The following is a 22,222-nucleotide window of genomic DNA, read 5'->3' on the forward strand; positions in this document are numbered from 1 at the left end:
CTAGGGACGGCAGCGCACCGGTGGGAGTGCACACCATTACCTCCCTGCCGTCCCAAGTACTGGCAGTCCCTCCCTCCTTGGGCCGCGCCAGCGTAGCGTTGCAGCCATGACCCATAGTGACGACGTGCGAAAGTTCCTGACCTCGCGCAGGGCGCGGATCACGCCCGAGGCCGCCGGCCTGCCTGCCTACGGCGGGAACCGCCGCGTTGCCGGGCTCCGCCGGGAAGAGGTGGCCATGCTTGCCGGGATGAGCATCGATTACTACATCAGGCTGGAGCGGGGGAATCTTTCCGGCGCGTCGGACAGCGTCCTGGAGGCGCTCGGCCGCGCTTTACAGCTTGACGACGCCGAAACGGCCCACCTTTTCGACCTCGCCCGCGCGGCAGGCGCCGCTCCACGCGTGCGTCGCAAGCGAAGCCCCCGCACGGTCCGGCCAAGCGTTCAGCGCGTCGTCGATGCAATTACGACGGCGCCGGCCTGGGTCCGCAACGACCGCGGCGATGTCCTGGCCTCCAATGAACTCGGCGCAGCGCTGTACATGGACTTGATGGCCGAGGAAACCAAGCCGCCGAACAGTGCCCGGTTCACGTTCCTGAATCCGAAAGCCCGGCAGTTCTTCGCTGACTGGGAGCGCAGCGCGGACGACATCGTTGCCGTGCTCCGGTCCACTGCCGGGAAGAATCCCTATGACCGGGACCTGACGGACCTTATCGGGGAGCTCTCCACCCGCAGCGAAGAATTCCGCATCAGATGGGCCCGTCACGACGTGAAGTACCACCGGACCGGCCGGAAGCACCTGTACCATCCGGTCGTTGGGGACCTGGACTTAAGCTTCGAGGCGCTCGAGCTCGCGGCCGATCCCGGCCTGCGCATCAACGTGTACACGGCAGATCCGGGAACGCCCTCCGAGGACGCACTCAAGGTGCTCGCCAGTTGGGTGGCTACGCAACGGGACGGCGCGCAGGCTCCCGTCGAGGAAAAGGGCTGAGCCGGAGCACCTACGCTTGAACCATGCCTGACTTTGTCCTGCGCCCGGCCGCAGCCACCGACGCCGCCTGGATCGCCGAACTCCGTGCCGTAGTGATGCGTCCTGATCTGGAACGGCTTGATCGCTTCGACCCCGTCCGTGTCCGCGAGCGCTTCCTGAACTCCTTCCAGCCGGAGCACACGTACATCATCCATTCAGATGGTGTCGACGCCGGGGTCATTGCTGTCAGGCCTGAACCGGACGCCCGGTGGATAGAACATTTCTTCATCGCACCCGCCCATCAGGGCAAGGGACTTGGCGGGGCCGTATTGCGCCACGTCATGGCTGCATCGGTGGACGAGCGGCCCTTCCGGCTGGATGTGCTGCAAGGTAGCCCTGCCCGTCGCTTGTACGAGCGGCACGGCTTCACGCTCGAATCCGAGGACGCGATCGATGTCTTCATGGTGGCTCCGGGCAACAGCTGACCACAGCTGCACCGGAATGCGGTAACCTCAGCACACCACGCGGCTTCGACGCGACACTTTCCGGGGGGAAAAATGGGGATCTTTCGAGCGTGCGCTTTGAGGCACGCAAGCACCATCGCATTGACAGCGGGTCTCTTGGCGTCCGGCCTGCTGGGCGCCGGACCGGCCAGGGCAGACTCACAACCCACTCCGTATATCGACGGGGTTCCGTATGTCGGTTCCGAAATGCGCCGCCAGTACAACTACGACTACTGGGGCTGCAAGAATCCTGACGGCTCCGGCGACGGCATCTCCTTGGAGTGGCTGCGGGACGGCGAAACTCTCCCCCAGGAGAGGCAAGGCGAAACCTTGCGGATCCTGCCCGAGGACCTGGGCAGCCGCATCTCCGTGCGGGTCCATCCCTTGACTCCCGGTGAACCCGGCTGCCCCACCGGCACCCAGCTCAGCCCCGAGACCGCCACCATCAAAGCCTCCTCCAGGGCCATGGGCTGGACAGGGCGGGGCAATTTCGAACCCCTGGCACGGACTCATGACGGCAGGCTCATCCTGTACCCGCGGACTTACACCTATTACAAGGGCTCCTGCGAAGGTCCTTGCCCCGCGTACTGGGGTTCATGGGACGAGCCCCGGCAAGTGGGCGCGGGCTGGAACATGTTCAACATCGTTTTCTCGCCCGGTGATTTCGACGGCGACGGGTTCAATGATCTCCTCGCCAGGAACGGCGCCGGCCAGTTGTTCCTCTATCCCGGCGACGGCGAAGGTGGCTGGCTCCCTACCCGGCAGGTCGGTTCGGGATGGAACATCTTTGATTCGATTGTGGGCCCGGGCGACTTCAACGGCGATGGAACCAATGATGTCCTGGCCAGAACTCCCGGCGGCGATCTCTACCTCTACCCCGGCGACGGCCAAGGAGGCTGGCTCGCGCCGTCCAAGGTGGGCTGGGGCTGGCAGGTCATGGACAAGATCATCACCAGCGGCGACATGAACGGCGACGGCACGGTTGAGATCTTCGGACGGGACCACAACGGCGGCCTCCAGCTGTACCCCACCGACGGCCAAGGAGGATGGGGCGTCCCCGCCTTCATGGGCGGTGGCTGGAACACTTTCCTGGATGTCTCCGGCTTGGGCAGTTTCGCCCATCAGAAGTACAACAACCTTGTGGCCATCAACCAGAACGGCGATCTTGTGCTCTACTCCACGGGCGCGGCCACCACAGCGCTGTATGGGCCATACGGGCCTGTCGGCAACCGCTGGAACGTGTTCCGGGAACTGCTGTAGCCCTCACCGGAAGGACACCCTAGAGTGGCTGCCCCAACACCGTGAGCTGCAACGCGACGGTTCCGTGTTCCTCATCAGCCGGACCAGCCGTGAAATTCTGCTGGATCATCGCCAGGAGCAGCGGAAACAGCCCCCGTGATTCCGGGGCTTCGTTCCCGTCCGTGGGGAATGATCCAGCAGAATATTCCAGCCTCTTCATCAGACCTGCACTGACTCTTCGGAGCGCACCGGGGTTTCAAGGCCAAGGTTTTCGCGCAGCGTAGTGCCTCGGTAATCCGTGGGGTAGACACCGCGTTCCTGGAGCTCGGGGACCAGGTGGTTCACGATGTCGTCCAGGCCCGTCGGGATGAGCCACGGCGAGATATTGAAACCGTCCACAGCACCGACGCGGGCGTACTCGGCGAGGTGGTCGGCCACCGCCGAGTAGGAGCCAGTGAACGTGGAGTCGATGCGTGCAGTCTTGGACGTGACGAACTGGCGGATGGAGAGCCCCTTGTCCTTGGCCTCGGCACGCCATTGGTCTGCCAGCTGGCGGGCCTTGGCACCGTGGAATCCGCTGCCGCGCGTCTCTGATGTTTCTTCCACCACGGGGTCGATCTCCGGAAGCGGACCATCGGGGTCGTAGGAGGAAAGCTCACGGCCCCAGAATTGCTCCAGGTACGCGATGGCCTGCTGGGGCCCGATCTGCAGGCTCCGGACCCAGGCCTTTTTCTCCTCTGCCTCCTCCGGGGTGGCCGCGAGGATGAATTCACTGGCAGGCATGATCTGCACGGCGTTGGCACCGCGGCCTGCTGCCACCGATCGGGCAACGATGTCGCGGCGGAACTCCACGGCATCATCGAACTTGGGGTGTGCGGAGAAGATAACGTCCGCTTGCCGGGCGGCGAAGTCACGACCCTCGGGTGAGTCGCCGGCCTGGAAGAGCACGGGACGGTACTGGGCGCTGCGCGGCAGGCGGGGAGTCACGTCCACGGTGTAGTGCTGGCCTTCGTGGAGCACAGGCCGGGCGGGTCCGGACGCCGTTTCCCACGAGTCCCAGATCCGCTTGGCCGTCTCAACAAAAGCTTCTGCATGCTTGTAGCGGTCGGCATGGTCCAGATAGCCGCCGCGGCGGAAGTTGGCCCCGGTCCAGGCGTTGTCCGTAGTCACCACGTTCCATGCCGCCCGGCCACCGGAGATCAGGTCCAGCGAGGACAAACGGTGTGCCAGGTCCGCCGGATCGTTGTAGGTGGTGTTCTGGGTGGCCACCAGGCCGATGTTCTTCGTCACCGACGCCAAGGCGGCGAGCATGGTCTGAGCATCGGGCCGACCTGCCACATCCAGCGCATGGGGACGCCCCAGGTGTTCGCGAAGCCGCAGCCCTTCGCCCAGGAAGAAGGCAGCGAATTTGCCACGTTCGGCGGTCTGAACGATGTGGCGGAACGATTCGAAGTCTGTCTGGGAACCGGATTCGGCTGCCTTCCAGACTGTGCCCGAATTAACGCCTTGGAAGAAGATGCCGAACTGGATCTGGCCGCTCGGCTGGAAAATGTCGCGTGTCATGGTGGTCCTTAATTTCCTGTTCCGGAGGCGGTGGTTGCGTAGCGGTTCTGCGCCGGTCCCAGGCCCAGCAGGTCGCGGAACGTTCCATCCTGGAGGGGTCCGCGCAGCGAACCGCTGCGACGCAGCTCGGGAAGGACAAGACGGGAAAGTTCCTCAAGATCCACGTCCACGGCAGCGGGGTGCAGACGGATGCCGTCGGCTTCGCCCAGCAAATCGTCCAGCAGCTCGACTAGTCCCGCAGCCGGTCCGGCGTAACGTGCCCGTCCACTTTCCGGCAAAGAGGCCACGCGGGCTTCCGCAGCCTGCCCGCGCGCGTCCAGGACGACGTCGAGCTCGGCAACAACGGCCACCGAACCGCCCAGCCGTGCACGGACATCGCGGATCTCGGCGGTCAGCAGCTCGGGCGTGGGCGCGGACACCAGAACAGCGTCAACAGCCTCGACCGGCACCAGCCCTTCGCCCACCAGGGACGCGGCGGCCAGCACGGGCAGCTGTCCCTGCAGGGGCCTTGGAATGATGGACGGTCCCTTGACCGAATACGGCGTGCCGGCGAAATCGGCAGGGGTTTCGAAGTCCGCGTAGTGAAGCTTGTCGACGTCCAGGTAGCGGCCCGTGGCAACATCGCGGATCACGGCGTCGTCCTCCCAGGAGTCCCACAAACGCCGGCCCACTTCGATGGACGCCGCGGCTTCCTGCGCGCGTGCCTCACCGGAGACAAAAGAGCGTCCGACGGCGGCAGCGGCCTCAGGTGACTCCTCTGCGGTTGCAATCCACCCGGCACGGCCTCCGGAGACGTAATCCAGGCTGGCGAGCTGCGTGGAAATGTGGAACGGCTCCGTGTAAACGGTGTCCACTTCCGGAACCACAGCGATGGTCCGCGTGATCGGCCCGGCGAACGCGGCCCGCTGGAGGGCATTGGCGCGTCCGGCGCGGGGTGCGTCCTGGAACGTGGCTACATGGAAGCCGGCGGATTCCGCAGCGAGGACAGCCCCGGCGAGGTCCTGGTATCCGGCCCCGTCCAGTTCGATGGCCAGGAATCCTGGCGTGTGGGAGATGGTCACTTCTGGTCCTGACGTTCGTAGGGAATCTTTTCGCCGGCTTCGATGGCCACGGGCAGCCGGTTTTCGGCAGGCGGCAGCGGGCAGGTCGCGAGGTCCGTGTAGGCGCACGGCAGGTTGACCGCGCGGTTGAAGTCCAGCGTCACGGTTCCGTCAACGGCAGGCGTCACGGACAGCGAGCGGTTCGCCGCGTAGGTGGTCTTTCCGGAAGTCTGGTCCGTGAACAGCACAGAGAGCGAGCCAGGGGCGTACCCGTTGAACGCGGTCAGTGCGAGCTCCTGCCCGGCAAGCTTGAACCGGATTTCCCCGGGGGCTTCGTAAACGTGCTGGATGCCCTCGACGGCGGCCCCCACCGTGGTCTCGCGCGGCGCCTCGAACGGGACAAAGGTTCCGGCCACGGCGAACGCCGCATTCGGGGTGTACGCGGGCGTGCCCTGGTACTCCTGAAGCAGCGCGTTCGATGGGTTCCGCGGGCGCACGATGTACTCGCCACCACGCTTCGCTACCTCGATCACGGTGTCCCCCGACACCAGGTTGATGCCGCCCCGCTCCGCGATCGGGCCGAGCTGGATGCTTCCTTTCAGCTCCTGGTCGTCCTGCAGCAGGATTTCGCCCGGCTCAAGATCAACACGTACGACGTCGGCGTCCGCGCTCCAGGTGCCCGGCGCGCCTTCCAGCCGGGTCGGTTCAGTGGTCAGCCAGTGGAGGTGTGTGACGGCCAGGAAGCCGTGCGGGTGGGCGCGGTGGCGTTCGTGGGCTGCGTGCCACTCCTGCCATTCCTCGTCGAAGGCTTCGAGCGCGGTTTCAGTGTGCGTAGACATTGGCATTGTCCGTCCTGTTGAAGGCGTGGTCGGCGGTGACGGTTGCTGCTGCGTCCGGTTCGGTGGCCCCGGCGAATTCCGGACGGCCACCGAACGGGTCCCCGGACTCCCACAACGTGGTGGGGGCGGCCGCGCGAACGGCCGGGATGACTTCCAGGGCAAACCGCTCCAGGATTTCCAGCTGCTTCCCGAAGGGCAAGGTGGTGGGCAAGGAGATCGACTGGAGATCGTGGTTGTACAGCGAGTGGTAGCTGAGGATCTTGTCGATGACCTGTTCCGGGCTTCCCACCAGGGCAGGTCCCTCGGCGACTGCGTGCTCGATGTCCCTGAACGGCGAGTTGTTGCCGGGGACGTTGCGGCCGGCGGTCAGGCCCTCATAGACGGGACCGTACTGGCGGATGGCCTCCTGCGTGGTGTCCGCGATGAATACCCCGCCTGCCCCGCTGCCCGATCCGAGGTACTGGTGCCGGGGATCGTGGCCGTGGCGTTCGTATTCCTCGCGGTAGTGGTCGATCAGGACCTTGTAGTTTTCCCGGGGCTGGATCGCGTTGGCCGTGAACAGCGGATCGCCCCACTTGGCGGCGAGCGCAGCCGACGTCAGGGTTGTAGCCGAGCCGTGCCAAATCCGCGGGGACCCCGCGAAGGGGCGCGGCGTCGTCGTCGTTGGTTCAGCGAGGGCGGGCCGGAAGCGACCGGACCAGGTAACGCTTTCCTTGCGCCACAGGGTCCGGAGCAGCGCGTATTTCTCGGCCAGAAGGTCCCACTGGTCATCCAGCGAAAGTCCGAAGAGCGGGTACTGCAGTACTTCGTTGCCCTTGCCGATCACCAGTTCGAGGCGGCCACGGCTGAGCTGGTCGATCGTGGCGTAGTCCTCGGCCACCCGCACCGGATCCAGGACGGAGAGCACGGTGACCCCGGTCTGGAGGCGGATGCGGCTGGTGACGGCAGCGATCGCGGCGAGGACCGTCGTCGGGGACGATGAGACAAACTCGCCGGCGTGGCGTTCACCGACGGAGAAGCTGTCGAAACCGAGTTCCTCCGCGCGGCGGGCCGTCTCCACCACCTGGTTGAGGCGGTCAGCAGTGGAGACGATCTCCCCCGTAACCGGGTTCTTCAGGTGGGGAATGATGTCCAGGACCTGGAATTTCATTTGCCCGTTCCAAAGTTTGCTTCGGTGACGGTCTTGGATTCGGGGACGGCTTCCTCGGAGAGGCCCCAGCGTTGCAGGACCTTGGCGTAGGAGCCGTCCTTGATGGTGGAGTTCAAGGCGTCGGTGATGGCCGGGGCCAGTCCGTTGCCCTTCAGCGTGGTGGCTGCCACCAGGGTTTCGGACGGCCAGCCGGCGTTGACCTTGCCCACCACTTTGAGGTCGTCACGGGTGTTCTCGCGGTACGTCACGGATGGGTACGGTGCAAGGTTGAGGTCGGTGCGGCCGGAGGAGAGCGCCAGGATGGTGTCGGCGTCGGAGGAGTAGTACTGCAGCGTGGCCGGGGCCTTGCCCTTTGCCTCGAGTTCCTTGTTCCAGGCCAGCAGGATCTTTTCCTGGTTGGTGCCGGAACCGACGGAAATCTTGAGGCCCGATATGTCGTCCGAGCCCTTGATGTCGTAGCTGGAGCTCTTCTTTGCCTCGAAGCCCATGAAGGCCGCACGGTAGGTGGAGAAGTCGAACAGCTTCACGCGTGCGGCGTTGATGCCCACGTTGGAGAACACGGCCTCGAAGTCACCGGACTGCGTCTTCAGCGGCCAGTTCTCCCAGGATGTCACCTGCAGGTCCAGGTCCAGGCCGAGCTTGTCGGCCACCAGCTGGGCGATGTCCACCTCGACGCCGATCGGGGTCTTGTCGTCCGTGGCGTGGAAGGACAGCGGGATCGAGCCCGCGGTGGTGGCTACGGTCAGCTTGCCGTCCTTGGCGATGGCAGCGGGAACGGCAGCCGCGGCGGTTGCATCTTTTTCCCCACGGATCCGGTTCTGGTCCACGGAGGTGTTGTAGACGATGCCGTTCTTGGCGGCTTCGGATTCCGACTTGGCTGCCGACGCTCCGGGATCGGAGCACCCGGCCAGGACAGGAAGCACGACGGCGGGCAGCACCGCGAGCGCCAGGAGCTTGGTTTTGCGTGTGGAACGGATGGTGGTGGAGCGGGTGGTACGAAGCATGAAGGGGTCCTAGATGTTGAAAGCCGGTTCGATGACTCGGGAGAAGAAGCTGCGGGTACGTTCTTCGCGGGGGTTGGCAAAAATGTCCTGGGGTGAGCCGGATTCGACGATCACACCGTCATCCATGAACACCACCGTGTCTGCGACGTCCCGGGCAAAGCCCATCTCGTGGGTCACCACAATGAGGGTGGTTCCTGACGTGGCGAGTTCCCGGATGACATCGAGGACCTCGTTGACCAGCTCCGGGTCGAGAGCGGAAGTGGGCTCGTCGAAGAGCAGGATCTTCGGGTCAAGGGCCAGCGCCCGGGCAATCGCCACACGCTGCTGCTGCCCACCGGAAAGCTGGCGGGGGTAGGCATCGGCACGGTCCTTCAGGCCCACGCGGTCCAGGAGTTCGAGTCCGCGCTTGCGTGCCTCGGGCTTGGAACGGCCCTGCGCCACGATCGGCGCCTCAGCCACGTTCTCCAGCGCCGTCAGGTGCGGGAACAGGTTGAAGTTCTGGAACACCATGCCAATGTTCGTGCGCTGCTTGAGGATGTCCTTCTCGCGCAGTTCGTGGAGCTTGTTGCCGCGGACCTCGTAGCCCACCAGTTCTCCGTCGATGGTGATGTAGCCGCCGTCGACCTTTTCCAGGTGGTTGATGGTCCGCAACAGGGTGGACTTGCCGGAGCCGGACGGGCCCACGATCACTGCGACACCGCCCGGGGGAACCGAGAGGGACACTCCCTTGAGGACCTCGGTGGCACCGAAGGACTTGCGGACGTTGGTGATGTCGACTTGTCCGCGCGTGGCGGCCGGCTGCACAGCCGCTGTGGCAGTGCCCGCCGGAGCTGTCCCGGCTGAAGCTGTCCCGGCCGAAGCGGCGGCCTGCGTTTCAGCGGCAGCCTGTGCCGCCGTCGTCGTGGATTGCTTGCGTGCGGCGATGATGCTCATCGGGCGTCCTTCGTGGTCGAGGCGGGAGCATGGCTTGCGAAGAATTTCCGCGCTTTCTGCAGCGGGGTCAGCGGCAGGTTCCGGACAGCGCCCTTGGAGAAGTGGCGTTCGATGTAGTACTGGAAAACGCTCAACACCGAGGTAATGACCACGTACCAAAGCGTCGCCACCAGGAGCAGCGGCAGCACCTGCTGGGTACGGTTGTAGATGACCTGAACGGTGTAGAACAGCTCGGAGTAGGCCAGGACATACACAATCGAGGTGCCCTTGACCAGGCCGATGATCTCGTTGAAGGCATTGGGAAGGATGGCGCGCATGGCTTGGGGCAGGATGATCCTGGTATTGCGCTGCCAGGCCGGGATGCCCAGAGCGGAGGCTGCCTCGAGCTGGCCTTGGTCCACGGAGAGGATGCCGCCGCGGATGATCTCCGCGGAGTACGCGGCCTGGTTCAGCGTCAGGCCCAGGACGGCTGCAGCGAACTGGCTGATCAACGTGGTGGTCTGGGCCTCGAAGAAGCGGACGTCCGTGAACGGAATGCCGAGGCTGATCTTCTCGTACAGGTAGCCGAGGTTGTACCAGAGCAGGAGCTGGACCAGCAGCGGGGTCGACCGGAAAATCCAGGAGAACGTCCAGGAGACCGAAACCAGCAACGGCGATGCGGACAGACGCATGAGGGCCAGGATGAAGCCGAGCACGAAGCCAAGGACACCGGAGATGGCAGTGAGCTTGAGTGTCTCCACAAGGCCGGCGACCACTGACTGCGCCGTGAACCATTGGGCCACAACGCCCCACTCCCAGCGGGGGTTGGTGACAAGGGACCAGGCGATCGCGGCTACACCGGCGGCGACCACCACCGTCCCCACCCAACGCCAGGGATGCCGGGCGGGCACCAGCTTGTACTCGGAGTAATCCGGGGTGGGCGGTGCTGTGTCCGCCGTGGCAGGCGGTGCGATTGCACTCATGCGCCACCTCATTTCAGTTGGTTGTTCTCTATCGGATGGCTGCCAATCTATGGGCGTGCCAGAGCCTCCAGCAAGGCGGGTATTTGCACTTCTTCACTGGACTTCCCGGGGCTTCGCCGGAGTTCTTGGGGCGTCACAATCGTCGTCACGAAACGTCGTATGAGTCGCAGTTTTGCGTCGGTTAACGGCTCGTGACGTGTGGTGAACGGCGGTTACCCGCTCCTCGACCGGCACGTCCGGGAGTCCCTAGATTGGGCATCACCAACCACTGCATTCCAGGAGATCCCATGCCGCCACGAGTTCCCGCCATCGCCTTCATTGGCGGCGGTCCGCGCACGGCCGGAGTCCTGGAACGACTCGCCGCGAACCGCCCGGACCTGTTCAACGGCCCCTTGGACATCCACGTGATTGAACCCCATCAGCCCGGTTCGGGACGGATCTGGCGCTATGACCAGAGCCCGGGCCTGCTGCTGAACTCCACCGCCGGGGACGTCACCATGTTCACCGATGAGTCCGTCACCTGCGATGGCCCCTCCGTGCAGGGTCCCGGACTTTCCGCCTGGGCCGCCGGCGTCCTGGACGGCACCATCCGCGACGTCCCTACGTTGGAGCCGCACCTGCTGGTCCAGCTGCGCGAACTGACCCCTGCGTCGTTTCCCACACGCCAGCTCCAGAGCAAGTACCTTGAATGGTTCTTTGGCCGGGCAGTCACCGCCCTCGGCCCCGAGGTCACGGTAACGGTCCACCAGGACACCGCCACGGGCGTATCGCCCGCCTCCGCCGTTTCGGCCGCCACTGAAGGCAGGCACGACGACGGTCCGCACCGCGTGCGGTTGGCCTCGGGCGCCGAGGTGGTCGCCGACGTCGTGGTGTACGCGCTGGGCCACACCGACTCCGTTGTTGACCCCGAGTCCGTCCGGCACAGCGAATTCGCCGCCCGGCACGGCGGGTTCCATGCGCCGCCGTCGTACACCACCGATGTTGACTATTCCGCCATAGGCCCCGGGCAGGATGTGATCGTGTCCGGCATGGGCTTGGCGTTCGTTGACCTTTTGGTGCTGCTGTTCGAGGGCCGGGGCGGCCGCTTCGAGGAAAGGCCCGACGGCGGACTCGACTACGTGCCCTCCGGCGCCGAGCCGCGGCTCTGGGCAGGGTCACGGCGCGGCGTCCCGTACCACTCGAAGATTTCCTCCACCCTGCGCACGCCCGTTGACCGTCCGCGGTACTTCACCGCAGCAGCCATCGACGCCCTGCTCGCTGAGCACCAGGAACTCGATTTCCGGGCGCACCTGTGGCCGCTGATCGCCAAGGACGCGGGCCACGCCTACTACCGCGAGCTCTTCACCGGCTACCCGGAGCGGGTCCTGGGCTCCTGGGCCGACTTCGAGGCCCGCTTCGATGCCCTCGACTGGTACAGCGCACTCCGCGAGGAACTGGTGGCCGTATCAGTCCCCGATGCTGCCCTGCGTCTTGACCTGGAAAAGCTGGACCACCCGCTCAGCGGCTGCGCCTTCGCCGACCACGAGGCAGTCCAGCGGGCCGTCACTGCCTACATCCAACGGGACCTCGACCTGCGCACCGGACCTGACCATTCCGAAACCCTGGCCCTGTTCACTGCTTTGCTGTACGTGTACATGGACCTTGGCCGGCTGGTCCCGCAGGAACGGTTGAATGCCCGGTCCCAGCAGTCCATCCACGGCTGGTGGCACGGTTTCTTCAGTTTCGTGGACTCGGGGCCGCCGTCGCACCGTCTCCGCGAGATGCTGGCCCTCCACCGGGCCGGACTCCTCAAATTCCTTGGCCCCGGCATGTGGGTACGCGCTGATGAGTCCTTGGGCCGATTCGTGGCCGGTTCGTTCCAGTCGCCGGTGGTGGTGGATGCGGCGGCCTACATTGAGGCGAGGTTGCCGGCCGCTTCCGTGGAACGTTCCGCGAACCCCGCCCTGGCGGACCTGCACGACGCCGGTTGGGGCACCGAACAGCGGCTGCTCACCTCCGAGGGCACACACTCGACCGGCAAGCTCCTGGTTTCCGGGAATTTCGAGGTCCTCTCACCGGTTGGAAGCCCACAGCAGGGTTTGTTCGCGGTGGGTCCCTGGACCTCGGGCTGGGGCGCGGGAGCGTTCGCACGTCCGAACACCAACGCAGCCCCCTTCCGGGAGAACGATGCCCTGGCCCGCAGGATCCTGGAGTCCCTGACCACCGCCCGCCCAACTGAGTCGCAGTTAACGTCGTATTGAGCGCTCAATACGACATCTACTGCTACCTACTTGGGTGCCACGAACGAAAGGCAAGCCATGACCTCAACCCCAACCCGGCCGCCGTCGGGCCTTACCGTCCTCAGCCTGCCCATGCGGGACCCCCGCGTGAAGCCGCTGCTGGACGAGCTCGCCATTGAATACAACACGCGCTACGGGGACCTGTTCAGCAGCGAAGGCGCCTCGGAGGAACTGAACCGCTACCCGGCCGAAGAATTTGCGGCTCCCCATGGCGCATTGATCATCATCCAGGAAGACGGCGAATCCGTTGCCGGGGGCGCCTTCCGCCGCTACGACGAGCACACTGCCGAGCTCAAGCGGATCTGGACCCACTCGGCGCATCGCAGGCGCGGTCTGGCCCGGTTGGTCCTGGCAGAACTCGAAAACGAGGCACGCCGTCGCGGCTACCGGAAGCTCTATCTGACCACCGGACCGAGGCAACCGGAGGCCAAGAACCTCTACCTCGCCACCGGGTACAAAGCCCTGTTCGACCTCGCCGCCGACCCCGAGGACATCAAGCATTTGGCGTTCAGCAAGGATCTTGCCAAGCCCAGCTAAGCTATGCGCATGGCCAAGAAAACCACTGCGGAAAAACTCGCCACCATCCAACAGGGTTACACCTTGGAGGGGGCCACCATAGAGCTCGGTGCAGCAATTGTGGACGGTGAAGTCCACAAGGAAGCCCAGGTCCGCCTGCCGCTCGCCATGATGAACCGGCACGGCCTGGTGGCCGGCGCAACGGGCACCGGCAAGACGGTCACGCTGCACATGATCGCCGAACAACTTTCGACGGCGGGTGTCCCGGTTTTCCTCGCGGACATCAAGGGTGATCTTTCCGGTTTGGCGACGCCGGCCACTGGCAGTGAGAAGCTGGCGGCACGTACGTCTGCGCTCGGACAGGACTGGCAGGCCAAGAACTTCCCGGTGGAATTCCTTTCCCTGGGCGGAGACGGCAACGGCATCCCGGTCCGCGCCACCATCACCTCGTTCGGGCCCATCCTGCTCTCCCGCATCATGGACCTCAACGACACCCAGGAGTCCAGCCTCCAGCTGATCTTCCACTTCGCGGACCAGAAGAACCTTGAACTGATCGACCTCAAGGACCTCCGCGCCGTCATCCAGTTCCTTACCTCGGACGAAGGCAAAGCCGAACTCGCCGAACTGGGCGGGCTGTCCAAGGCCACAGCCGGGGTGATCCTGCGTGAGTTGATCGGCCTCGAAGCGCAGGGCATGGAGAAGTTCTTCGGCGAACCCGAATTCGATACCGCCGAGTTGCTCCGCACGGCACCGGACGGCCGCGGTGTGGTCAGCTGCCTGGAACTGCCCACCCTGCAAACCAAGCCACTCCTCTTCTCCACCTTCCTCATGTGGCTCCTGGCCGACCTTTTCGAGGAACTCCCTGAGGCAGGCGACCTCGACAAGCCCAAGCTGGTGTTCTTCCTGGACGAGGCCCACCTGCTGTTCAACGACGCATCCAAGGCCTTCCTTGAAGCCATCACCACCACCGTCCGGCTCATCCGTTCCAAGGGCGTGGGCATCTTCTTCGTCACCCAGACCCCCAAGGATGTTCCGGCGGACGTCCTGGGCCAATTGGCCAACCGCGTGCAGCACGCCCTTCGCGCCTTCACACCCGAGGACGCCAAGGCCCTGAAAGCCACCGTGTCCACCTTCCCGGTGAGTGACTACGACCTCGAAGAGACCCTCACGTCGGCCGGCATCGGCGAGGCCGTCATCACTGTCATGAATGAGAAGGGTGCGCCGACGCCCGTCGCCTTGACCCGGCTCCGAGCGCCGGAATCCGTCATGGGCCCCAGTACTGATGACCTCATCAAGAGCACTATTGCTGCCTCGTCCCTCCTGGCCAAGTACGGAACAGCAGTGGACAACCTTTCGGCGTACGAGAAACTCAACGGCAAGACAGCAGCGCCCACCGGGGATGCCGCGCCGGGCCAGCCACCGGTCCCGTCTTCGGCGGGCTCCCCGGCCTCAGCGCGCTCCACAGCCGGAACCTCCCAAGCGGACATTGACGCTGAAGCGCGACGGATCGAGGAAGAAATCCTCGGACGGCCCAGTTCGCGTCCTGCGTCGTCCACGCCCGGTTCGTTCCCGGCACCTCCCGCGCCGGCACCCGTCCCTGCTCCGCAACAGACTTCACAGGACAGCATGTTCGGTGACATCGCAGGGGCACTCGGCGGAGCATTGGGCGGGGGCCTCAAGAGCATGGTCCGGTCCATGGGGACCCAGCTCGGCCGGGACCTTATGCGCGGAGTTTTCGGCACATCCTCACGTCGCCGACGCTAGTCCCAGCCGTCACAACCCGTACCTCCTGCACGGCGGGGGCTGCTGCGGCAGGTAACGTAAAGGGCGTGCAGTTGAGTCAAGCGTTCGTTAGGACCGCAGCCGGATGGCTGCTCGGTCTGATGCTCGCTGCCGCCGGAGCGATCGTCTCCATCAACCTGGTGAGCTCCTCCGTGGCCAGTCCGCAGCAGCCGGTCAAGGAGTATTTCCGGGCGCTCCAGGACGGAAACGGTGAAGAAGCACTCGGGCTGCTGCGCGCCAAGGTGCCCAGCGCCAACGCTGCCATGCTGGACGGAACTGCCCTTCAAACCGCCGCCTCCAAGCTGTCCGACGTGAAACTTGGAAACCCCGAGGCCCGCGGAAGCAGCAGGGTTTCGGTGCCGGTTGACTACACCTTGGACGGCAGCCGCCTACACACTGAGTTCCTCATGGAACGGACCGGTACCCAATGGCTTTTCTTTGCCAAGTGGGCGTTCGTTCCCACCACTCTGCCCACCATTGACGTCACCGTGGTGAACTCCAGCGAAGCCACCCTCAACGGTGTGCCCGTCAACATGCCCAACGGTCGCAACACGTTCGCGGTGTTCTTCCCGGGCAAGTACGAAGCCAGCTTGAACGGGACCTACTTTGAAGCCCCCGCAACATCTGCGCTGGTGGCAACACGCGACGGCGGGCAGGCACCCCTGAACCTGCAGACCCGTTCCACCAAGGCCATGAACGACGCCGTTGCAGGCAAGGTCCGCGAGTTCCTGGACACCTGCGCGGCCCAGGCAACCGAGCAGCAGCGCCTGCAGCCAGACTGCCCGTTCTACCATGTCAGCAACGCCCGGGTAGTGGACGGAACCATCAAGTGGGCCATTACGGAGTACCCCAAGATCACCATCGAGCCGTTCAGCGGCAGATGGGTTGTCGCGCCCTTGAACGGCAAGGCCACCTTGACGGCCAGGGAGGTCAATCTCTTTACGGGACTCGTGAACGACCTCAACGTGGAGCACGACTTCAGTTTCACCACACAGTTGGACATCAAAGACGACACGGTGACGGTCACGCCCTTGCTGACGTTCTAGCCACGTCGCTGCCAAGAGCCACTGCATAGCATCGCTGCATAAGGTCGCTGAATAAACCGGAATGGCCCGGCTCCTGCCCCGCTTTGGGGAGGAACCGGGCCCTTCTCACGGGGCTTGGTTATGCCGCCTTAGTCCATACCGCGCAGGTCCAGCACCAGCTCGGACTCACCATCGGCCTGCAGGACCACGGGAATGCCCCAGTCCTGCTGATACAGGTGGCATGCAGCATGGTCCGGGATCTCGCCGTCTTCAGTTTCGGGTCCATCGCACGCGGCCGCGCGGGCTGTGATGTGCAGGATGCCCTCGGGAACATCCGCCGAGAGTTCGAGCGTCCGCAGGAGACCCACCGAAGTCCCGCCGCCCGAAACCAACAACTCAGGCGGGGTGGAGGAAATCTTCATCTGGGTGGGGTCGCCCCAACGGTCATCGAGCTTCTGGCCGGTGGGAGCCTTGAAGCGCACCGCGAGCTCGAGTGTCCCGGGGGTCACCGGGCTCTTGGGACGCTGCGTTTGCGAGGCGCCTTCGTCCACCTGGAGGGCTTCCTTGGGGATCGGCACCAGGACCAGCTGGTGCTTGTTCGACTCGACCACCACCAGCAGCGGATCGCTGCCTTCGACCTGGACCACGACGACGTCGCTCGGCTCGGCAAGGCCCCTCGCCAGTGTGGAGACGGACTTGCTCGCGGGATCGTAGCGGCGCACGGCACCGTTGTAGGTGTCAGCAATAGCCACGGAGTTGTCCGGCAACACCGTCACACCGAGGGGGTGCTGCAGGCGCGCTTCGGAAGCCTCGCCATCACGGAAACCGAAATCGAACAGGCCCTTGCCCACAGCGGTTTCCACCGTGACGCCGGAATCGCTGATGACCAGGCGGCGCAGGGATGAGGTCTCCGAGTCGGCTACCCAGATGTTGTCTTCGCCGTCGATCGCCAAGCCCGAGGACTGGGCGAACCAGGCTTCCTCGGCTTTGCCGTCCAGCAAGCCTTCGAGACCTGAGCCAGCGAGGATGGAGACCTCGTTGGCCAACGGGTCGAAGGCAAAGATCTGGTGGGTGCCGGCCATCGCGATGACAACCTTCTGCAGCTTTTCGCTCCAGACCACATCCCACGGGGAGGACAGCGAAACCTCGGTGCCCCGGCCCAGCGCTCCGACATCCACGGCGTCCCCGGCGAAGTCAGCCGGGCCGTCGTCGTGGTGTTCGGACCAGGTACCGGCACCGGAATCGGTGACACGGGCGGGGCCGGTGTCCAGGAGCCTTTGCACGCCGTTGCCGGCGATCGTCTGGACGTAACCGGAACTGAGTGTCACACCACGGAGACGGTGGTTGACGGTGTCTGCCACCACGGCGTCGTAGCCGAGCTTCCAGGCAAGTTCGGACGGCAGCAAAGTCACGCCCTGGGGTTCGTTGAACTGTGCAATTTCGGATTGCCCGTCCAGGTAGCCCTTGGTTCCGGACCCGATCACGCGCTCGACGGTTTCCAGGTCGGGGCGCAACTCCACCAGACGGTGATGACCGGAATCCACTACCAGGTAATTGCCGTTGGCGAGCTGGGTTGCCTTGCCGGGGAACCGCAGCGTGCCCGACGTCGGCTCCGGGGCTACGTACGGACCATTACCGCGGTGGAGGGTCCCCTTCGCTTCGTGTTCGGCGACGAGCTCTTCGAGCAGGACGGCGAGGCCGTCTGCGTGGCCCTCACCGGAAAGATGGGCGACGATGTACCCCTCGGGGTCCACCACTACCAACGTGGGCCACGCGCGTGCCGTGTACGCCTTCCAGGTGGCGAGTTCGGGGTCGTCCAGGACCGGGTGGTGGATCTCGTAGCGCTCAACAGCCGATGCCAAAGCGACGGGGTCTGCTTCATGCTCGAACTTGGGCGAGTGCACGCCGACAGTGACAAGGACGTCCGAGTACTTCTCTTCCAGGGGGCGCAACTCATCGAGCACATGCAGGCAGTTGATGCAGCAGAAGGTCCAGAAATCGAGCAGCACGATCTTGCCGCGCAGGGACTCCAGATCCAGGGACTTACCACCCGTATTGAGCCAGCCGCGGCCCTCAAGTTCGGAGGCCCGGACCCGGTGTTGGGTACGTACGGATTCGCTCATCAGCGTCCTTCCAGCTTGGTGTTCGGGTCACTCTGCCCGGAATTGTCGTTCGTGGGGCGCGCAGCCGGGGCTGCGGATGTGGCCCCGGCTGTGCGGCCCGACAGCTTGGCATCACGCTCAGCCAGCCGGGCAAACATATCGTTGTAAGCACTGAGATCGGCGTCGTTATTCCTGTCGGCCGCGCGGTCCACGCGGCGCTTCTCCCGTTCGTCCGACCGGGACCACATGATCGCCACCCCGATGGCCACCAGGAGCGTGGGAATTTCTCCAATGCCCCAGGCCACTGCACCGCCCAGTTGCTGGTCTCCGAGGGCCGTGGGACCCCAGGCACGGCCCAGGTTGCCGAAGTAGTCTGCCGCGAGCAGACCGGTGCCGCCCATGATGGACACTCCGAAGAAGGCATGGAATCCCATGGTTGCCAGGAGGAGCAGCAAGCGCATCGGATACGGCGCGCGACGAGGCAAAGGATCACTGCCGATCATGCTGAGGACAAAGATGTATCCGGTCAGCAGGAAGTGAAGGTTCATGAGCTCGTGACCGACGTGCTCGCGCATAGCCAGGCCGAAAAGGTCCGAGTAGTAGAACAAGACGATGGAGCCCGCGAAATTTGCGGCCGCGAACAGGGGGTGCGTAACCACCTGCGAGAACCGGGAGTGCACGAAGAGCAGCAGCCACTCGCGCAAGCCACGGGAACCATGGGCACCCTCACCACGGGAGGGCAGCGCGCGCAGCGCCAGGGTTACGGGAGCGCCGAGAACCAGGAAGATGGGCGCAACCATGGTGAGGGCCATGTGGTCCACCATGTGCGCGGAGAACAGCACCCGGCCGTAGACAGCGGGTGGGCCCGACGTGATGTAGGTCAGGACCACCAGCCCGATCATCCAGTTCACTGTCCGGAAGGCAGACCATCGATCTCCGCGGCGACGGATCTTGACGATACCCATGATGTAGGAGACGGCACCGAACAAGGCCACTCCGACCCACAGCCAATCAAAACGCCATTCGGTCAGCCAGCGGGCAGGGGTCAGTTCCGGTGGGAGCTCGTACCCGGACAGGATGAACGACGGCGAGGCATCAGGGGCGTAGGTGGTCGGCTGCGGCGGAGCCGAGCGTCCGAGGGCAACGGCGAGTCCCGACGTCGCGCCCATCACCAGCAGCTCAACCAAAACCAACTGCCACAGCACCCGGCGGGCAGACATTGAGCCGTTCTTCCCAAGCTGCGGGATGACCCACTGGCGGTGCATGAAGCCGATGCCGCCCAGCACCAAGGTGGCCAGGGACTTGGCCACGATCAGTTGCCCGTAGGACGAGCCGAACAGGTCTGCGGGGTTGGTGACCCGGATGGCCGCATTGATGACACCCGAAGCGAACACCAGGACGAAAGCGAAGCCTGCCAAGGAGGAGAAACGCCGGAGGGTCTGCTCTGTAATGTCCGCAGTCCCCGCCTGACGTGAGCCGGTAAGGAGTCCCGACAGGACCGCCAGCATGATGATGCCGCCAACCCACGTGGAGACGCCCACCAAGTGCAGGCCCAGGGAATTGATGGCGCCTTCGTGGTCGCTTGAACTCGAGGAGTGGCCGATGAGTGCGGTGGGGATCAACCCGATCAACGCGAGCAAGAGCGTAAACGCCAGGCCGGTCAAAGATCGGACCCCGAACAGGGCTGTGGTGACCACGGCGGCGATAATCGTTACGGCAAGCCAGGCTTTGCCGGTTTCGATGTCGGTCATGAAGTAAACCAACGAACGGGTGAACTCGGCATCACCGGACAGCGACTGGCCTGCGACGTCCGCGTATGTCAGGACGAGGACTGCCACTGCGGACAACGTCCACGCGGCGCCTGCTGCAGCGGCCAACGCGAGGGCCCTGGCAAACGCCGGATGCTCGGGAGCGTCAGCGTCCTTCTCGCGCGAGCGGGATCCGCCGAGGTTCTTTGGCAGGATGCCTACGGCGAAGATCAGGCCGCCGATTACGGTGGCTACCGAGACGTTGTGGATGGCCTTGGCAAACGGAAGTCCCCATCTGACCAAGGCTCCGGGGTCGGAAACCTGGCGGGCTGCCGAGGCTCCGGAGAAGATCAACGCGCCAGCAAGAGTGAGGAACAGAACTGCCAATCCCGCCAATTGCCAGGGAAGTGAAATACCCACGGCTGTAGGGCCTCTCCGCAATCCCGGCTTGGGAGAAGACGAAGGGGCAGTTGCGGAACTTCTTGCTGATGGCACCTATCCATTGTCCGCTACCTGTCGCCGGGCTGCGAATCGAAAGGTGCGCTATGTGCATTAACTCAAAGAAGAAAGGGCGGCAACCAACAGGTTGCCGCCCTTTCAAGGCGTGTGCCGAAGAAGTTACTTCTTCTTGGCGACAGCTGCCTTCAGCTTGGAGCCAGCGGTCAGCTTGACGCTGTGGCCTGCTGCGATCTGGATGGTTTCGCCGGTCTGCGGGTTGCGGCCGGTGCGGGCTGCACGGTCGGTGCGCTCAACGGCGAGCCAGCCCGGGATGGTGATCTTCTCGCCAGCGGCGACAGAAGTCTCGAAAACTTCGAACAGTGCATCGAGCACGGAGTTGACTGCTGCCTGGCTGGTGCCAGCCTTGCCTGCTACCTCTGCAACGAGTTCACTACGGTTCTTAGCCATTTACGTCCTCCTGGACTCATACGTTTTTGAGCTTTCAAGCGGAATGCGAGCAAGCCACTGTTCGAAAACTTACCAGCTTGGGCTGCCTTGGCCAGCAAATTCCGCGTGTTTCCGCGCCTTTTTGACCAAAATCACCGGATTTGAGGGGTTTTTAGGAGCCCTTTAAGCCCTTGGCGTACCCTGCCCTCGAACTACCGTTGCACAGCGCCCCTCCTGGGTGGTAGTTTTCCGGTGATCGTGAGCTTCGAACAATCATGAACTTCAGACTGGAGGTGAGACCCATGAAGGCGGTATCCACAGTGGGCGCTCCCTGCAGTCCACGATCCCGCGGCTGAGCAAGCCGCTCCTGGGAGCGCCTGAGACGCATTTCGCGAAAGGCAACTCCCATGAACACATCAACTTCTCCGCTGCCAGCCCACCCGTTCCGGGAACCATCGAGGACAGCACAGATACAGCCGACAATTGACGCTTCTTTGCGCATTCCCCGGGGTGAGCGGGCCTTGGTCCTTGGCGGCGGCGGGTCTACAGGCAACGCCTGGCTCATCGGCATCGTCGCAGGACTTTACGACGGCGGCGTGGACGCCACCCGCGCGGACCTGACGGTCGGCACCTCTGCCGGGTCCACTGCGGCGGCCCAGCTCGCTGGCGCCGAACCAGCCGAATTGTTGGAGGCCGCTCTTGCTCCGGTTTCCCTCCCCTCCCGTGCACCAGCGGGCGTGGGGCCGGGGCCGGCCGCTTCTGGGCCGGCGGCTTCCGGGCTGGACGGTTCAGGGCTGGACGGTTCTGGGGTGGCCGCCTCTGGGCTGGACGGTTCTGGGCGGGACGGTTCTGGGCGGGACGGTTCGCCGCAGCAGCAGGCGAGACCCGTGGCTGACCATATGGAGCGGACAGGTAAGATCCTGGACGCCTCCATGGACATGGCCGACATGCGCCGCCGCCTGGGTGCTGCAGCGCGCGACATGGCAGCAGCCATGGACGGGGCCAGCAAAAGGTGGAGGGCCACCGTAGCGGGGCGCCTGCCCCAACAGCAGTGGCCGGAACGGCCAGTGCTTCTCACAGCGGTAGACGCCAACACCGGAGAACCGGTGGTCTTCGACCGCCAGAGTGGAGTGGACTTGGTGGATGCCGTGGCCGCCAGCTGTGCCAGCGGCTTCGCCTACAGCATCGGCAACGACCAATACATCGACGGCGGATACCGCACCAATGCGGAGAACGCCGACCTTGCGGCCGGCTATCCCAGGGTGTTGGTGCTTTCGCCGTTCGGCGGCCGGACACGGACGCCTCGTGAATGGGGAATGGATCTGCAGACCCAGGTAGTGGCGCTCCAGAGCAGCGGAAGCCAGGTTCGCACCATTGTCCCGGACAGCGACTCTGAATACATGTTCGGGGTCAACGCAATGGACCTGTCGCTCCGCCCAGCAGCCGCCCGGGCCGGGTACGAACAAGGGCTGTCCTTGGCCGATGAGCTGGGTGGTTTTTGGGGTTAGTCATTAAAAGCCGAAGGCCTCCTTGTGGGGAGGCCTTTTCGTGTGTTTGTGGTGTTGAGTGTGGGAGACCCCCCAACCTGGTGTGGGTTGGGGGGTCTCGACCTAATGGTTGTCCGGCGGTGTCCTACTCTCCCACACCCTCCCGGGTGCAGTACCATCGGCGCTGTGGGTCTTAGC

The 22,222-nt window shown here is 64.6% G+C and carries 19 protein-coding genes; 8 read left to right on the forward strand and 11 right to left on the reverse strand.

What is annotated here, in order from left to right; translation table 11 throughout:
* The first annotated feature begins 106 nt into the window (after positions 1-106).
* The 3 genes from ACFUOZ_RS11665 (at position 107) to ACFUOZ_RS11675 (ending at position 2,730) form a co-directional block, all read left to right on the forward strand.
* Positions 107-988 carry a helix-turn-helix transcriptional regulator gene (locus tag ACFUOZ_RS11665; RefSeq protein WP_377548156.1) on the forward strand — a complete coding sequence of 294 codons (882 nt, stop codon included), beginning with the start codon at positions 107-109 and terminating at the stop codon, positions 986-988.
* A gap of 23 nt (positions 989-1,011) precedes the next feature.
* Positions 1,012-1,452, forward strand: coding sequence for a GNAT family N-acetyltransferase (locus ACFUOZ_RS11670; RefSeq protein WP_377548159.1), 441 nt, complete (start codon positions 1,012-1,014; stop codon positions 1,450-1,452).
* Positions 1,453-1,524: 72 nt separating this feature from the next.
* Positions 1,525-2,730, forward strand: a complete 1,206-nt coding sequence (locus ACFUOZ_RS11675; RefSeq protein ID WP_377548161.1) for an FG-GAP repeat domain-containing protein — start codon at positions 1,525-1,527, stop codon at positions 2,728-2,730.
* A 19-nt stretch (positions 2,731-2,749) separates the two neighbouring features.
* On the opposite strand, the gene ACFUOZ_RS11680 is transcribed toward ACFUOZ_RS11675, so the two are convergent.
* From ACFUOZ_RS11680 to ACFUOZ_RS11715, 8 genes are read right to left on the reverse strand one after another with little or no spacing between them, the layout of a single operon-like run.
* The gene (locus ACFUOZ_RS11680) at positions 2,750-2,929 is read right to left on the reverse strand and encodes a hypothetical protein (RefSeq protein WP_377548164.1); all 180 of its coding nucleotides are present in this window, start codon (positions 2,927-2,929) and stop codon (positions 2,750-2,752) included.
* Complete coding sequence (locus tag ACFUOZ_RS11685; protein ID WP_377548167.1) at positions 2,929-4,272, reverse strand: NtaA/DmoA family FMN-dependent monooxygenase; 1,344 nt, start codon at positions 4,270-4,272, stop codon at positions 2,929-2,931. The genes ACFUOZ_RS11680 and ACFUOZ_RS11685 overlap by 1 nt, the downstream gene beginning before the upstream one ends.
* 8 nt (positions 4,273-4,280) lie before the next feature.
* Positions 4,281-5,333, reverse strand: a complete 1,053-nt coding sequence (locus tag ACFUOZ_RS11690) for an LLM class flavin-dependent oxidoreductase (protein ID WP_377548169.1) — start codon at positions 5,331-5,333, stop codon at positions 4,281-4,283.
* Positions 5,330-6,151, reverse strand: coding sequence for a DUF1684 domain-containing protein (locus ACFUOZ_RS11695; RefSeq protein ID WP_377548171.1), 822 nt, complete (start codon positions 6,149-6,151; stop codon positions 5,330-5,332). The genes ACFUOZ_RS11690 and ACFUOZ_RS11695 overlap by 4 nt, the downstream gene beginning before the upstream one ends.
* Positions 6,135-7,301, reverse strand: coding sequence for an LLM class flavin-dependent oxidoreductase (locus ACFUOZ_RS11700; RefSeq protein WP_377548173.1), 1,167 nt, complete (start codon positions 7,299-7,301; stop codon positions 6,135-6,137). The genes ACFUOZ_RS11695 and ACFUOZ_RS11700 overlap by 17 nt, the downstream gene beginning before the upstream one ends.
* A complete protein-coding gene (locus tag ACFUOZ_RS11705; protein ID WP_377548176.1) occupies positions 7,298-8,305 on the reverse strand; it encodes an ABC transporter substrate-binding protein in 1,008 nt (335 codons plus the stop codon). Before ACFUOZ_RS11705 ends, ACFUOZ_RS11700 begins: the two co-directional genes overlap by 4 nt.
* Positions 8,306-8,314: 9 nt before the next feature.
* A complete protein-coding gene (locus ACFUOZ_RS11710) occupies positions 8,315-9,238 on the reverse strand; it encodes an amino acid ABC transporter ATP-binding protein (protein ID WP_377548178.1) in 924 nt (307 codons plus the stop codon).
* Positions 9,235-10,200: an amino acid ABC transporter permease gene (locus ACFUOZ_RS11715; protein WP_377548180.1), complete on the reverse strand. Its 966-nt coding sequence runs from the start codon at positions 10,198-10,200 to the stop codon at positions 9,235-9,237. The genes ACFUOZ_RS11710 and ACFUOZ_RS11715 overlap by 4 nt, the downstream gene beginning before the upstream one ends.
* Positions 10,201-10,487: 287 nt before the next feature.
* Between ACFUOZ_RS11715 and ACFUOZ_RS11720 the strand changes: the two genes are divergently transcribed.
* From ACFUOZ_RS11720 to ACFUOZ_RS11735, 4 genes are all read left to right on the forward strand, one after another.
* A complete protein-coding gene (locus ACFUOZ_RS11720) occupies positions 10,488-12,440 on the forward strand; it encodes an FAD/NAD(P)-binding protein (protein WP_377548183.1) in 1,953 nt (650 codons plus the stop codon).
* 57 nt (positions 12,441-12,497) lie between these two features.
* A complete protein-coding gene (locus tag ACFUOZ_RS11725) occupies positions 12,498-13,016 on the forward strand; it encodes a GNAT family N-acetyltransferase (RefSeq protein WP_377548186.1) in 519 nt (172 codons plus the stop codon).
* Positions 13,017-13,025: 9 nt separating this feature from the next.
* Positions 13,026-14,759, forward strand: a complete 1,734-nt coding sequence (locus ACFUOZ_RS11730; protein ID WP_377548188.1) for a helicase HerA-like domain-containing protein — start codon at positions 13,026-13,028, stop codon at positions 14,757-14,759.
* Positions 14,760-14,830: 71 nt separating this feature from the next.
* Positions 14,831-15,823: a hypothetical protein gene (locus ACFUOZ_RS11735; protein ID WP_377548204.1), complete on the forward strand. Its 993-nt coding sequence runs from the start codon at positions 14,831-14,833 to the stop codon at positions 15,821-15,823.
* A gap of 128 nt (positions 15,824-15,951) precedes the next feature.
* Here the strand turns inward: ACFUOZ_RS11735 and ACFUOZ_RS11740 are convergent, their stop codons facing one another.
* From ACFUOZ_RS11740 to ACFUOZ_RS11750, 3 genes are all read right to left on the reverse strand, one after another.
* On the reverse strand, positions 15,952-17,925 hold the full coding sequence (locus ACFUOZ_RS11740; RefSeq protein WP_377548190.1) for an NHL domain-containing thioredoxin family protein: 1,974 nt from the start codon (positions 17,923-17,925) through the stop codon (positions 15,952-15,954).
* Positions 17,925-20,147, reverse strand: coding sequence for a cytochrome c oxidase assembly protein (locus tag ACFUOZ_RS11745; RefSeq protein ID WP_377548192.1), 2,223 nt, complete (start codon positions 20,145-20,147; stop codon positions 17,925-17,927). Before ACFUOZ_RS11745 ends, ACFUOZ_RS11740 begins: the two co-directional genes overlap by 1 nt.
* A gap of 123 nt (positions 20,148-20,270) precedes the next feature.
* Positions 20,271-20,558, reverse strand: coding sequence for an HU family DNA-binding protein (locus ACFUOZ_RS11750; protein ID WP_011776355.1), 288 nt, complete (start codon positions 20,556-20,558; stop codon positions 20,271-20,273).
* Between the two features lie 386 nt (positions 20,559-20,944).
* Here ACFUOZ_RS11750 and ACFUOZ_RS11755 point away from each other — a divergent pair, with 386 nt between their 5' ends.
* Positions 20,945-22,045, forward strand: coding sequence for a patatin-like phospholipase family protein (locus ACFUOZ_RS11755; protein ID WP_377548194.1), 1,101 nt, complete (start codon positions 20,945-20,947; stop codon positions 22,043-22,045).
* Positions 22,046-22,222 lie beyond the last annotated feature (177 nt).

This window comes from Paenarthrobacter sp. NPDC057355 (genome assembly GCF_042667405.1).
Classification (GTDB): Bacteria; Actinomycetota; Actinomycetes; order Actinomycetales; family Micrococcaceae; genus Arthrobacter.

Coding starts and splice junctions, on each gene's coding strand:
- ACFUOZ_RS11665 (WP_377548156.1), top strand. CDS start 107: ATGACCCATAGTGACGACGTGCGAAAGTTCCTGACCTCGCGCAGGGCG.
- ACFUOZ_RS11670 (WP_377548159.1), top strand. CDS start 1,012: ATGCCTGACTTTGTCCTGCGCCCGGCCGCAGCCACCGACGCCGCCTGG.
- ACFUOZ_RS11675 (WP_377548161.1), top strand. CDS start 1,525: ATGGGGATCTTTCGAGCGTGCGCTTTGAGGCACGCAAGCACCATCGCA.
- ACFUOZ_RS11680 (WP_377548164.1), bottom strand. CDS start 2,929: ATGAAGAGGCTGGAATATTCTGCTGGATCATTCCCCACGGACGGGAAC.
- ACFUOZ_RS11685 (WP_377548167.1), bottom strand. CDS start 4,272: ATGACACGCGACATTTTCCAGCCGAGCGGCCAGATCCAGTTCGGCATC.
- ACFUOZ_RS11695 (WP_377548171.1), bottom strand. CDS start 6,151: ATGTCTACGCACACTGAAACCGCGCTCGAAGCCTTCGACGAGGAATGG.
- ACFUOZ_RS11700 (WP_377548173.1), bottom strand. CDS start 7,301: ATGAAATTCCAGGTCCTGGACATCATTCCCCACCTGAAGAACCCGGTT.
- ACFUOZ_RS11705 (WP_377548176.1), bottom strand. CDS start 8,305: ATGCTTCGTACCACCCGCTCCACCACCATCCGTTCCACACGCAAAACC.
- ACFUOZ_RS11710 (WP_377548178.1), bottom strand. CDS start 9,238: ATGAGCATCATCGCCGCACGCAAGCAATCCACGACGACGGCGGCACAG.
- ACFUOZ_RS11715 (WP_377548180.1), bottom strand. CDS start 10,200: ATGAGTGCAATCGCACCGCCTGCCACGGCGGACACAGCACCGCCCACC.
- ACFUOZ_RS11720 (WP_377548183.1), top strand. CDS start 10,488: ATGCCGCCACGAGTTCCCGCCATCGCCTTCATTGGCGGCGGTCCGCGC.
- ACFUOZ_RS11725 (WP_377548186.1), top strand. CDS start 12,498: ATGACCTCAACCCCAACCCGGCCGCCGTCGGGCCTTACCGTCCTCAGC.
- ACFUOZ_RS11730 (WP_377548188.1), top strand. CDS start 13,026: ATGGCCAAGAAAACCACTGCGGAAAAACTCGCCACCATCCAACAGGGT.
- ACFUOZ_RS11740 (WP_377548190.1), bottom strand. CDS start 17,925: ATGAGCGAATCCGTACGTACCCAACACCGGGTCCGGGCCTCCGAACTT.
- ACFUOZ_RS11750 (WP_011776355.1), bottom strand. CDS start 20,558: ATGGCTAAGAACCGTAGTGAACTCGTTGCAGAGGTAGCAGGCAAGGCT.
- ACFUOZ_RS11755 (WP_377548194.1), top strand. CDS start 20,945: ATGAACACATCAACTTCTCCGCTGCCAGCCCACCCGTTCCGGGAACCA.